This window comes from Mycobacterium sp. THU-M104 (assembly GCF_049197365.1).
In the GTDB taxonomy this organism is placed as follows: Bacteria; Actinomycetota; Actinomycetes; order Mycobacteriales; family Mycobacteriaceae; genus Mycobacterium.
In genome coordinates this window covers 1-12,412 of record NZ_JBMIOP010000158.1, presented here as the reverse complement: position 1 = coordinate 12,412, position 12,412 = coordinate 1, and the positions used below count along the sequence as shown (strand labels likewise).

General features: G+C 67.4%; 11 protein-coding genes and 1 pseudogene. 7 read left to right on the top strand and 5 right to left on the bottom strand.

Going from position 1 to position 12,412, the window contains the following annotated elements:
- Window positions 1-760: pseudogene (locus tag ACOJVU_RS13125) on the top strand (acyl-CoA dehydrogenase family protein); the annotation flags it as partial.
- A 1,039-nt stretch (window positions 761-1,799) separates the two neighbouring features.
- Here ACOJVU_RS13125 and ACOJVU_RS13120 read toward each other — a convergent pair.
- Window positions 1,800-2,108, bottom strand: coding sequence for a hypothetical protein (locus ACOJVU_RS13120; protein WP_421530167.1), 309 nt, complete (start codon window positions 2,106-2,108; stop codon window positions 1,800-1,802).
- Window positions 2,109-2,292: 184 nt separating this feature from the next.
- Here ACOJVU_RS13120 and ACOJVU_RS13115 point away from each other — a divergent pair, with 184 nt between their 5' ends.
- Window positions 2,293-3,195, top strand: a complete 903-nt coding sequence (locus ACOJVU_RS13115; RefSeq protein ID WP_421530166.1) for an NAD-dependent epimerase/dehydratase family protein — start codon at window positions 2,293-2,295, stop codon at window positions 3,193-3,195.
- A 37-nt stretch (window positions 3,196-3,232) separates the two neighbouring features.
- Here the strand turns inward: ACOJVU_RS13115 and ACOJVU_RS13110 are convergent, their stop codons facing one another.
- Both ACOJVU_RS13110 and ACOJVU_RS13105 read right to left on the bottom strand, forming a co-directional pair.
- Complete coding sequence (locus tag ACOJVU_RS13110) at window positions 3,233-4,540, bottom strand: hydroxyacid-oxoacid transhydrogenase (RefSeq protein ID WP_421530165.1); 1,308 nt, start codon at window positions 4,538-4,540, stop codon at window positions 3,233-3,235.
- A 336-nt stretch (window positions 4,541-4,876) separates the two neighbouring features.
- Window positions 4,877-6,307, bottom strand: a complete 1,431-nt coding sequence (locus tag ACOJVU_RS13105; protein ID WP_421530164.1) for an amino acid permease — start codon at window positions 6,305-6,307, stop codon at window positions 4,877-4,879.
- A 143-nt stretch (window positions 6,308-6,450) separates the two neighbouring features.
- Between ACOJVU_RS13105 and ACOJVU_RS13100 the strand changes: the two genes are divergently transcribed.
- From ACOJVU_RS13100 to ACOJVU_RS13085, 4 genes are all read left to right on the top strand, one after another.
- The gene (locus ACOJVU_RS13100; RefSeq protein ID WP_421530163.1) at window positions 6,451-7,116 is read left to right on the top strand and encodes a hypothetical protein; all 666 of its coding nucleotides are present in this window, start codon (window positions 6,451-6,453) and stop codon (window positions 7,114-7,116) included.
- 252 nt (window positions 7,117-7,368) lie between these two features.
- Window positions 7,369-7,995: an SOUL family heme-binding protein gene (locus ACOJVU_RS13095; RefSeq protein WP_421530162.1), complete on the top strand. Its 627-nt coding sequence runs from the start codon at window positions 7,369-7,371 to the stop codon at window positions 7,993-7,995.
- On the top strand, window positions 7,919-8,155 hold the full coding sequence (locus ACOJVU_RS13090) for a DUF2905 domain-containing protein (protein ID WP_421530161.1): 237 nt from the start codon (window positions 7,919-7,921) through the stop codon (window positions 8,153-8,155). Before ACOJVU_RS13095 ends, ACOJVU_RS13090 begins: the two co-directional genes overlap by 77 nt.
- Window positions 8,155-8,991, top strand: coding sequence for a class I SAM-dependent methyltransferase (locus ACOJVU_RS13085; RefSeq protein ID WP_421530160.1), 837 nt, complete (start codon window positions 8,155-8,157; stop codon window positions 8,989-8,991). Before ACOJVU_RS13090 ends, ACOJVU_RS13085 begins: the two co-directional genes overlap by 1 nt.
- A 1-nt stretch (window position 8,992) precedes the next feature.
- On the opposite strand, the gene ACOJVU_RS13080 is transcribed toward ACOJVU_RS13085, so the two are convergent.
- Together ACOJVU_RS13080 and ACOJVU_RS13075 are read right to left on the bottom strand one after the other, a co-directional pair.
- A complete protein-coding gene (locus ACOJVU_RS13080; RefSeq protein WP_421530159.1) occupies window positions 8,993-9,841 on the bottom strand; it encodes a glycoside hydrolase family 16 protein in 849 nt (282 codons plus the stop codon).
- A gap of 444 nt (window positions 9,842-10,285) precedes the next feature.
- A complete protein-coding gene (locus ACOJVU_RS13075) occupies window positions 10,286-10,975 on the bottom strand; it encodes a carboxymuconolactone decarboxylase family protein (RefSeq protein ID WP_421530158.1) in 690 nt (229 codons plus the stop codon).
- A gap of 309 nt (window positions 10,976-11,284) precedes the next feature.
- Here ACOJVU_RS13075 and ACOJVU_RS13070 point away from each other — a divergent pair.
- The coding region (locus ACOJVU_RS13070) for an HAD-IC family P-type ATPase (protein ID WP_421530157.1) at window positions 11,285-12,412 on the top strand (1,128 nt) is incomplete at its 3' end.

The following is a 12,412-nucleotide window of genomic DNA, read 5'->3' as shown; positions in this document are numbered from 1 at the left end:
CCTGTTGAGCGGGTCGTGGAGCTTCGGCTCGGGCACCGGACACTCCCAGTACGTCGCTGCCGGGTTCCTACCGATGGACAACGGCGAAATACGCTGGGTTGCAGAGGGTTTACCCGAGATGCAGGTCGCCGTGGTGCCACGCGAACAGATCAGCTTCAACGACGGCTGGCATGTGCAGGGGCTCAAGGGCGCCGGATCCTATGACTACAGCGTCCAAGAGGTGTTCGTGCCTGCGAGCCGCACCTTCGAACTGTTCACCCGCCGGCCGTGCCGCGGTACCTCACCGGCCACGCGCATGGGGTTGATGCCTGTCACCGCCGCGGGCCACGCGTCCTGGGCGCTCGGCGTCGCCAAAAGCATGCTCGACGACGTCCAGGACCTGGCGGCGACGAAGTTCCGGATGAGCGACATGGCATCGCTGGCCAGCCGCCCGACCTTCCAGAAGGGCCTGGCGCACCATCGTGCGGCCTGGCGCGCCGCTCGCCTGCTGGTGCTCGACGCGTTCACCACCGCCGAAGCCGCGGTCGCGGCCGGCGAGGAGCTGGCACCGGCCCGGCGCGCGGACATGCGGGTGGCGGCCGTCTACGCCACCGACATCGCGCGCGGCTGCGCCGAGTGGGCGCATCTGGTGGCCGGGACCAGCGCCATCCGCGAGGGCACCCGCCTCGAGCGCGCGTTCCGCGACGTCTACACCGGGACGCAGCACGCCACACCCAGGACCGTCGACGCGGCGCCCACCGCGGCCGGCATCATCGCCGATGGGTTGACGGCCGCGACGCCGTTGAGCAGATTGGCCAGCAGCGGCGTGCGGGCGGCCGACCCGGCCGCGCCGGGCAGTGTCGCCGAGCGCAGCAACCCGGCAGCGGCGTTCACGCCCAGCCCCCCCGAAAATGCGGAGTCCGAGATGCGGATGGCACTGCCGGCCCTTTTCGTCGGCGACACCGCCGATTCTAATGGCCCGCGCGGGATACTCCCGACGGCATTTTCCCGGGATCGTCGTGCCGGGGCGCGAATACACCCATGGACTGTCAGCCACAAAAACGAAGAATTCCCGCCGCTCGACGGACCAGACCGGCGCCGCGGTCACGCGGGGACCCGTCCCAAAACCCGGCGCCGCCTGATGAGTGCTCACATCCACTCACCAGAACGGCAACGACGCCTTGGGTGTCACCTTGATACGCAGGGCGGCGGGGGAATTGCTTATTCCGGGGGCCCTTTGGGAACAACCGGCATGAGAGGCAACCTCATTTCGTCGGCACCAATTGCTTCATCGGCTTGTCGCAGCAGACCTCCGAGTGCTCGTCCTCCGAGGTGCACGGGCAGGGCTTCTCGTAGACGAGCACCGCCCCGCACTCCTCGCACTCATACGTCGCTCCGGCACTACGGGACATGAGGACCTCCTCCTCGGTCGGGGCGGCTCTGGCTTGAGGGTGACCGCCGTGTTCTCCCAGGCTGGGCCTTCAGAGCAGGGCCGTCAGCAGGCTGCGCGCATCGTCGGGCAGGGGACCCGCATGCCACCCGAGCCGGACTGCCCCGCGGAACGCCAGTCCCAGGCGTCATATCCGGTCATGACTGGAATGATCGCGCGTGCACAACGCCGACGATAGGGACCATTGGCCCTAAAACCCGTTGGGCCGGGCCTCGGGGATCAGCCGGCTCACGCGGCGCGGACCACGTTGCGCGGCAAGTGAATGCGGCCGCGTTTCGACCTGCCGGTGGAAGAGTCCGCGAAGGATTCCACACCGTCGAGCCGGGCCCACACGCCGTTGCTCGCGACCGACCGTTTACCGCGCAAGCCGTCAGATCGACGGCTTGCGCGGGTCTGGGCGCAGATCGCCCAGTTGGACCGACTGCGGCGCCGACTTGACGTATTCGGTGACCGCTTCTGGCGGGATCAACCCGTAGCGTACTTGCAGATCGACCGGGTTCAAACCGAAGTAGGTGGCGACCCTGATCAGATTGTCAGCCGTGATGAGCCTGCCCTCACGAGCGGCCTTGTAGTAAGCCGATTTGCGGTAACCGAATGCTTCGTATACCTCGGTGGCGGCAAGCGATCTGCCTACGAGATAGGGCAAAACCACCGCCGGATCTTTGTCGCGGTCGTCCATGAATTCACACAGTACGCACTCGGTTGCCAAAGCGCGCAACGTCATCGCGCGGTGTTGGTCAGCGTCCGGGGGCTGAAAAGTCGGCGGCGCCGCCTCCTCCGCCCCCGCGCGCGCCGCTGCGCGAGGGCGCGGAAAGTTGTCTACGCGCTGCGAGTCTCGTCACGCAGTCGCCTACCATCAGCCCATGCGCGGCTCAAAAATCCTGATCACAGGTCCGACAGGTCAAATCGCCACCCCCATCGCTCGAGCGCTTGCGGCCGAGAACGAGGTATGGGGGATTGCTCGTTTCACCAATCCCGCCGCGCGGGAGGGTCTGGAGAAAGCCGGGATCCGGTGCGTGACAGTCAACCTGGCGGCGGGCCAGTTCAGCGAACTCCCAGAAGATTTCGAGTATGTTCTCAACTTGGCTGTGGCCAAGAGCGGAGATTGGGACAAGGACCTCGGGACCAACGCCGAGTCGGTCGGACTGCTCATGGCGCATTGTCGCGGCGCCAAGGCGTTCCTGCACTGTTCCTCGGCCGCCGTCTACGACCCGCCCGATGACGAACCCCGCAGCGAGCGCGCCGCCCTGGGAGACAACCACAAGCCGTTGTTTCCCACCTATTCGATCTCCAAGATCGCCGGTGAGGTAGTCGCCCGTTCCATGGCGCGCGTTCTCGGTGTGCCCACCACGATCGCCCGGCTCAACGTCCCCTACGGCGACAACGGGGGGTGGCCGTTCTACCACATGGAGATGATGCTGGCCGGGATCCCGATTCCGGTGCCGCCCGGCGGCCCGGCCCGCTACAACCCGATCCACGAAGACGACATCATCGCGACCATCCCCAAACTGCTGGAAGCTGCGTCGGTCCCAGCGACGACGGTCAACTGGTGCAGCGACCAAACCGTCAGCATTCAGGAGTGGTGCGGCTACCTCGGATCGCTCGTTGGCAGGGAACCCGTATTCGACGAGAGCGAGCAGGCGCTACGCGGCAACCCCACCGACCCCACCCGGATGCGCGAACTCGTGGGCGCGACGACCGTCGACTGGCGCGACGGGCTGCGCCGCATGGCCGCCACTTTCCATCCCGAATTGATCGGACCGTAACCGGTTGCGGCACAACGCAACTCCGGAGACCCCATGGCTACCAATAGCGCAGGGCCTGCCGGAACAGGTCCGTCAGGACCGGCTTGGTCATCTCTAGCGGCGCGTTCTGCAGCAGGCGCTGCTGCGGGTAGGCGCCCTCGGCGAGCGCCGCCACGTCGTTTTCGGTATAGCCCACCCCGCCGAGGCCGTTGGGTATTGCCACCGCCCGCATGATGCGGATGAGCTCCGTCGCGAGGACTTCGCCGGCCTCCGCCGCGGCGGCGCCGCGGGTGTCCGCGCCGAGCAGTCGGGCGGCCTCGAGGTGGCGCTCCGGACTCGCCGCCGCGATGCGCCGGAAAACCGCGGGCGCGTTGAGGATGACGGCCATGCCGTGGGGAACCAGCGGTTCGTCGGCCGGGTAGCCGGCCGGGCGGAAGTCGCGCACCAGCCCCGCCACCGCATAGGCCATGCCATGGGGGGCGTGCACGCCCGCGTTGCCGAAGGCGATGCCGGCAAGCGTTGCGGCCCAGATCATCTGCTCGCGGGCCTCGCTGTCGGAGGCGTCCCGCACCGCGCGCTCGAGGAATTGGCCCAGTATGCGCAACGCCTCGCGGCAGCCCAGATCACTCCACGGGTTGGCGCCCTGGCTCATCGGCCGCAGGCTGGGTCGTTCGGGCGCCGGCCGATGGAGATAGGGCCGAGCGGTGTAGGACTCCAGCGCGTGCGACAGCACGTCGAGGCCCGCCGCGGCAACGACCCCCGCTGGCAGGCTCGCGGTGCAGTCGGGATCGACGAGCGCCTCGGTGGGGCGCAGTGCCTGCGAGGCGATGCCCGTCTTGGCCGACAGCGCGACCAGGTCGAAGATCGCGATCCCGGTGACTTCGCTGCCGGTACCCGCCGTCGTGGGGCAGGCGATGTGGGGCCTCAGCGGGCCGGGAACGGGTTTGGCCTCGCCGACCGGCGCATTGACATAGGCCAACAGGTCGGCGGGGTGGGTGGCGTAGAGGTTGGCCGCCTTGCAGGTGTCGATGACCGACCCGCCGCCAAGAGACACGTAGCCGTCCGGGTTCGCCTCTCGGGCGAAACGCGCGGCCTCGGCGAACGATTCGTCCGTGGGCTCGACATGGACGTCGGTGTATGTCACCACGTCCAGGCCGGCCGCGACGAGCGACTCGTGCGCCCCGCCGAACGCCGGCAGTTCGGCTACGCGCGCATCGGAGAACAGGGCGACCCGCCGCAATCCCAGCGACCGGGCCCGGTCGCCCAACTCCGCCAGACAGCCGCGCCCGAAGGTGACCCGGGAGGCGTCGACGGTGAACGCACCGTCGCAGCCCTGCGCCGCGGCCGGAAATTCGCAGCATCCCACGGGGTTCTCCTCAGTCCGGTAGCGACGGCAGAGTACCTCACGAGGTCGCACGCACTCAGGCCCTGGTGAGAAGTCGGCTACCTACCCCCTACTGCGAATGTTCCCCCCTACTTCGGATGTTTTCGGGTCAAGTGTGGGTCAAGTGCATCAAGTGTGAATCCTGGGCTTCGACCGTGAATCGTGGGCGAGCAAATCGCCGCGAAAATTCCGCCCCTGTTCACACTCAAAGCCGCCGGCCCACACTCGACGCCCGTCGTGGCAGTGTCCACACTTCGGGTGGGCTGGCTAACTGGCTAACTGCAGACCAAGTCGGTGTGGGCCCAGCCGTGACCGGTGCTATCGGTCCGGGACGTCCGCGTTGATCTCAGCACGGAACCGCTGGTACCGCTCGGCGTGACCGGGCCGGCGGCGTACCGTCAACCAGCCGACCGCCAAGACGGCGAACCACAGCGGGACCCACGCCAGGGCGACGGCGGTTCCCGGGTCGATGCACAGCGTCCCGACCACGAACGCGAAAAAGGCGAGCACTGCCCAGCACATCACCGCGCCGCCGGGCATCCTGTACACCGAGTCGGCGTGCCGCCCCGCGTGCCGGCGCCGGTAGACGAGATAGCTGACGACGATCAGCGCCCACACGAACATGAACAGCAACGACGCGACGACCGTCAAGAGGGTGAACGCGCCGATCACCGAACCGCTCACGTAGAGCAGGGGAACTGCGGCCAACATCAGCGCCGCCGTAGCCAGCAGCGCGCGCGACGGCACGCCGTCTCGGCTGAGCCGGCCGAACGGCGCCGGGGCGCTTCCTTCGTCGGCCAGGCCGAAAAGCATCCGGCCCGTGGAGAACACGCCGGAATTCGCCGAAGATGCTGCCGCGGTGATCACGACGAAGTTGACGATCGACGCCGCGGTGGAAAGCCCGGCCAGTGAGAACATCATCACGAACGGCGATTCCCCGCTGGCGAAGTCCCGCCAGGGCACCACGGTGAGGATGGCCAGCAGTGCCCCGATATAGAAGATCGCCACCCGCAACGGAACAGCGTTGATCGCGCGGGGGAGGGTGCGGCGCGGGTTGACCGTCTCGGCCGCCGCGATACCGATCAGTTCGACCCCGACGAAGGCGAACGCGGCGATCTGGAATGCGCTGATCGCGCCGGTGAACCCGGTGGCGAAGAATCCGCCGTCGTTCCACAGGTTCTCGACGGTCGCACGGTGGCCTTGCGGTGAAACATAATCCGTCGCCAGCAGGACGGCTCCGGCGACGATGAAGCAGACGATCACGGCGACCTTGACCAAGGCGAACCAGAACTCGATCTCCCCGAAGTTGCGGACGCCGGACAGGTTCACCACGAGGATCAGGCCGACCGTGAGCAACGCCGGCAACCACGCCGGCAACGCTGGCCACCAGAACTGGAAGTAGCCGGTGATCGCGACCACCTCCGCGGTGCCGGTGACGACCCAGGCCAACCAGTACGACCACCCCATGAAGAAGGCCGCCGCGGGTCCGAGTAAGTCGGCAGCGAAGTCGACGAACGACTTGTAGTTCAGGTTCGACAGCAGCAGTTCGCCCATCGCGCGCAGCACGAAGAACATGAAGAACCCGACGATGCCGTACACCAGCAGCACTGCCGGTCCGGCGTGGGAGATCGTTTTCGCCGACCCCAGGAACAAGCCGGTGCCGATTGCGCCGCCGATCGCGATCAGCTGGACGTGGCGGTTGGACAGCCCACGGTGCAGGTGCGGGACGGCCGGGTCGTCGTCGGGCATTAGCGGACGGTACCGGACTGGCTACGCGCGCCCGGTGACGAGCCGGGCGAGGACCGCTCCGGCGCGGCGGCGGGATTTCCGGACCCGCGCGCCGCCGCTCGTCTTACGCTGCACCCGGGGGCCGAACGGAAGGTGGGTTCGACATGGTTTCGCGAGCCGCCGCGGCAGCCATTGCCGCCGGTGTCGCCGTCGCGGCAGTGGTCTGTTGGTCGACTGCGCCGGCGATTGCCGATCCACCGCCGACCGAGGTGATCATCACCGCAGCGGTGGGGCCCGACGGCCAGCCGCTCAACGGGTATCAGGAGACGCCGTCGCAGGGCAACGTCGCCACGGTCGACCAGTGCACCACGCCGTCGCCGTCGGCGGTGGCCGGCGACATCTATTACTGCTCGCCCAGCGCGGCCGATGCTGGCACCTGCTGGCCCGCAAAACCCGGGTCACTGCTGTGCATCGACAATCCGTGGGACATGCGCATGCACCGGGTGGGCTACGGCGGTCCGCTGCCGCCGGTGCAGCCCGTCGCGACGCCAGACCCGTTCGCCCTGGTTCTCGACGACGGCACCCGCTGCCTGTTGCGCAACGGGGGCGCGTGGGGCGGGCGGGACGACGGCTATGTCGGCGTGTACGGCTGCGGAGACCCCGGCGCCCACCTGGCGATTTTGTGGCTATCCGGCCAGGACGCCGGAACCTGCATAGATCGCTCCGCGCCGGTGTGGGTGGTCAAGGTCGGCCAGGTGGGCACTTCGAGCACTCCGTTCCCGCCGCCGCAGACCCGCGCGGTGACGACCGTATGGTTTGCCGGTAGGTGAGCGTAGGGGGTGCTGCAGCTCCCGTTGAGCCCGCGACAAGCGCCGACTGCCCGAGGCAGGGGCCCGGTAGCATCGTCTTGGGCGCCTGATCGGGTTTGCCGGCATGCCTGAAAAAGTGGGTCAATCCCCCCTGCCGCTCACTCTGACCGGAAGCGTGACATGCAACTCTTCTGCCCGCTGTGGTGCGCGTTCGCGACGCTGTTGGCCGGCCACGTGTGGTTTCTCAATCGAAGCTGAGGGAATGACAGCGTGATGAAACTGACCGAACTCGCCGAACAGGTCGCCGAATCGCTGGTTGCGGTCGTAGGTATCCGCCTGGGCACCGAGGAGCCCGCCTACACGCGCCAGGAGCTCACCGACACCGTCGAAATCCGGAACTACGGCTCGCGCATCGCCGCCCAAACGACGGTGCCGGGCGACCAGGAGCGCGCGCGTAATGTCGGTTTTCGCCGACTCGCGGGTTACATCTTCGGCGGCAACCGCGGCGGCCAGGCAATTGCGATGACGGCGCCGGTGGGTCAGCATGCGACCGCGGGTCGGCAGATCGCGATGACCGCGCCAGTAGCCCAGACGGGCGACGACGGACGTGGCTGGGTGATCCGGTTCTTCATGCCGTCGGCGTGGACCATGGACACCCTGCCCACGCCCAATGACGACCAGGTCCGCTTGGTGACCGTGCCGCCGCAGACGGTGGCTGTGCTGAAGTTCAGCGGTGACAGGAGCCCGCAGGCCGTTGCCGACCGTATCGCCGAGCTCAGAAACGTCCTGCGCAACAACGACATCGTTCCGATCGGCGGAGCCGATGCGTGGTTCTACGACCCTCCGTGGACGCTGCCGTGCCGGCGCCGCAACGAGGTGGCGATCCCTGTCGAGTCGTGATGGGACGCGACGTCGGCGCCTTCCCGGCGAAATCCGGGTCGAGCCCGGTAACGTGCGCTTCTACATTCCGTTGGTGCCGATGCTGCTGGTTCCGGTCGCGGCGACGTTGTTGCTCGCGGTCGTGTGGCACCGGTTCCGCTGTCGGTCGGGGGAGATTTGATGAGTCGCCTGGGAGACGACAAAGTGGATGCCGGGCAGTTGACCGGCGTCTCGGAAACGGCCCTGCTGACCTTGTACGGCAGGGCCTACCAGGCCGGGCGGCCGGATGCGATCCTGGATGACCCGATGGCGATCGCGCTCGTCGAATCCATCGACTTCGACTTCGAGAAGTTCCGGCGCAGAGGCCAGGAGATGGCGCTGCGGTCTCTGGCAGTGGACCGGTGCGCAATCGAATATCTCTCGGCGCGGCCCCGGGCGACGGTCGTCGCCCTCGCGGAGGGCTTTCAGACCAGCTTCTGGCGCCTGGACAGCGCGCTGCCGGACGCACGATTCCGCTGGGTTTCGGTGGACTTGCCGCCGGTCGTCGAACTGCGACAGCGCCTGTTGCCGCACTCGGAGCGCATCACGTATCTGGCGCAGTCCGCGCTGGACTACAGCTGGATGGATGAGATCGACGACGCCTACGGCGTGTTCATCACCGCCGAGGGTCTGCTGATGTACCTGCAACCGCACGAGTCGCTGGGCCTGATCGCCGAGTGCGCCAAGCGGTTTCCCGGCGGGCAGATGTTCTTCGACCTGCCGCCGACCCTGGTCAAGAAACTCGCGCCGCGGGGGATGCGGTCCTCCACGCGCTACCGGGTGCCGCCGATGCCGTTCAGCCTTTCGGTGCGTCAACTGGCGGATCTGGCCACCCGCATGTCCGGCGTCCGGGCGGTACATGATCTGCCGATGCCCGAGGGGCGGGGGTTGTTTTTCGGGAAGTTGTTCCCGGCGTTCTGGCAGTTTCCACCCTTGAAGCCGTTCCGCGGCGCCTACACGGTGCTCGAGTTCGGCTGACTCACCACACGCGTATCCAGTCGACGAGCATGTCGGCGGGATAGGTGCCCGGGCCCGGGTCGCCGCCGCCGGAACCGGCGACGGCGAGGTTGAACACTGTGAACACCGTGTAGCCGGGCGCGTTGAACGGCCAGTCCGGCAGCGAACTCGCCGGCACGTCGAAGTAGGGCTGCGCGCCGTCGACGTAGTCCTTCCAGAACCGGATGCCGGCCTCGTCCCATTGGGTCCGCCACGTGTGCCAGGCGCTGTCGACGGCGATGCTGTGGGTCTTCCACTCGCCACCGTTGGCTTTCGCGTGCACCGTCGTGGCCGGGGGCCAGTTGCCGTTCCCGTACCACTCCATGACGTCGATCTCGCCTTCGTCCTGATTGCCCAGCCAGTAGGCGGGCCAGGCGCCCGGCGTCAGGCAGCTCAGTTTGATCCGCGCTTCCCAGGTGTGGCCGACGCCGCCCCGCCACAGGCTTTGCACCTTGCCGCTGTAGTACGTCGCGCCGTCTTTGGCGGCACGCAGGACCAGATTGGACTTGCCGTCGACGACGACGTTCTGCCGGTTGTCGCGGTACTGGCCGATGTTCTCGGGGCGCTCCCAGTAGGTCGGATCCTTGATGGTTTCGCGGGCACGCGCCACCGCCCACTTGGATGAATCGGGCGCCGATCCCGCCGGCCCGTCGAATTCGTCCTGGAAGACGTAGCTCCCGGACTGCCCGTGGGGCGCAGCCGGCGGCGGGAGGGGGCCTACCCCAGGGCCCCCGCGCAACCGGTCCGCGCGGGCCTCGGGATCGGGCAGCGCGGCGGCCAGCACGCCGATCCCGGTCGTCAGCATCATGCGGCGGCGGTCCATCTCCGGCATAAGCAAGCGACGATAACAGCCCGAATGGACCCCGGCCGTGCCGGCCAAGCCGCGATTGTGTCAGTGGTCGCCGTTATGTTCCTGATCGGTGGCCGAACCGACAATCGGCGGCCGCAGATACCGATTGTCGGCGAATTCATGGCAACTTCTCATGCGGAGGGGTGGTTTGGTCTCAGGGTTGGCCGGGCATCCTGAAATCACGAAACAATAACCACACCTGCCCCACATCCCACAAGCCGAGTCGAATCGCTGAGGAAGGAGATTGACAATCGTGGCGAACGCATCAGAGGCGACGGTTATCTTCCTTGACTCCCACCCGGTGTGGATCGAGGCTCAGCGACATGCGCGCGAGCGTGATGAGGCGTTGCTGCGCCATCCCGCCGCGCGGCTCCGACGAGGCGGCACCGCTTGGGGCAGCACGCGGGGACTTGGCAGTTTCGGCGGCTATTCCAGCTCCGATACACCGGCCTGAACCCGACCCTGAACCCGACGACGTCGCGGCCCGGATGTGGCGGCGCCGATGTCGAGCACACCGCCGCCCGCCGGGTCGGCAACCTCCACGACCGGGTCATCGCAGTCGTCGAATTCCAGCCGTAATGCCCGCGACATGATCGCATGCATCACGTACATGGTGGTGGTGTAGGTGAATTCGAGGATCTCGGTGTCGGTGAACACCTCACGCAGTTGCTCGAACAGTTGCTCGGGAACTCGCCCCTGTTGTCCGGCAAGACAATCCGTGTAGGCGAGCAACAGCCGTTCGGTGGGTTCGAAACAGTCGGCGGTCTGCCAGGAGGGTATGGCCGCGATCTTCTCCTCGGACAGCCCCGCCGCCCGGCAGGCCTTGCAGTGCTGAGAGAAGACGAACTGGCTGCCGACCACCCAGCCGGCCCGTATCTGGCCCAGTTCGCGGTGATCCGGCCGGATGCTCACTTCCTCGCGGTAGAGGCGAAACCCGCGCACGGCATGGCGTAGGGCGGCGGGGGACTGGGCGAACACGGTCCACCAGTTGCCGGTGGTCCCGCCGACGGTCCCGGGTTCGGTCACCGGGTCGCGGTCGCCGAACATGGCGTCGTACATCGTGAGGGTGAAGTCGTCGCGGACCTCAGCGCGGGCGATGGGTTCCAGGCGTGGCATAGGTGGCATTCAAGCACCTGGCGCACACCCGGGGACAGCTCAACCGATGAGAATGTGCGGCAGGTCTGGTTTCGGTCCTGCTCGGCGGATCACACAGCCCTGTAGATGCGAGCTCTGCGCGGCGGCAGGCCCATCGATCCCGATCTGGAGGAACACCGAAGACCGTCTGTTGACGTGACGCCGCGCCGCGATTCTCATCCGCAGACCCGGACAAGGTCCATCCGATAGGGGGCATTTGACCCTACCTGGGGCTATGGGGACCGGTGCAACCATGAACTCGACGTGTGACGGACCATGAGGGAGACCGGGTTGACACAGGCCGAAGACAAACTGGCCGAGTTGCCGCTGCCGCAGTTGCTCGCCGAACTGGACAGCTCCGCAGCGGGTTTGACGACAGCCCAGGCCCGGCAAAGACTGGAGCGCTACGGGCCCAACGAGATCGGCGAACGGCATCGCAATCCGGTGCTGGAGTTTCTGGGCTATTTTTGGGCGCCGATCCCCTGGATGATCGAGGTCGCGCTGGTGTTGTCGGTGGCCGCCCAACACTGGACCGACGCGGTGATCATCGGGGTGCTGCTGGCGATGAACGGCCTGGTGGCGTATTTCGAGGAACACCAGGCGTCCAACGCGATCGCCGCGCTCAAGCAGCGACTGACATCGTCGGCGCGGGTATTGCGTGACGGCGCATGGGCGACGGTTGCGGTGCGCGAACTGGTTCCCGGCGACGTCACACGGGTGCGCCTCGGCGATGTGATGCCCGCCGACCTGAGGATTCTCGACGACGTTACCCTCGAGGTGGACCAGTCGGCACTGACCGGCGAGTCGCTGGCCGTGAGCCGCGGACGGGGCGACGCCTTGTTCTCCGGATCGGTGGTGGTGCGCGGCGAGGCCGATGCGCTGGTATGCGCCACCGGGGTCTCGTCGTACATGGGCAAGACCACCGCCCTGGTGCAAGCCGCGGGTACGGTCAGCCACTTCCAGCGCGCGGTGCTGCGAATCGCCAACTATCTGATCGTGATCGCGCTCACCCTGGTTACGTTGACGGTGGCGGTCTCGCTGATCCGGGGCAATCCCGTGCTGGAGACGCTGGAGTTCGCGCTGGTGGTCACCATCGCCTCGATTCCGGTGGCGCTGCCAGCGGTGCTGTCGGTGACGATGGCCATCGGCGCCCGTCAGCTGGCACGCCACGAGGCCGTGGTGAGTCATCTGCCCGCGGTCGAGGAACTCGGCGGCATCGACCTGTTGTGCTCGGACAAGACCGGCACATTGACCCAGAACCGTCTCGCGCTCGCCGCCCGCTGGACCGTCGCGGCCGTCGGCGAGGACGAACTGCTCACCGCCGCCGCGCTGGCCTCGCGCGTCGAAGACAACGACGTCATCGACCTGGCCGTGATGGCCGCCGCGGTGCCGCCACCCGTGGCCCGGGTGGACAAGTTC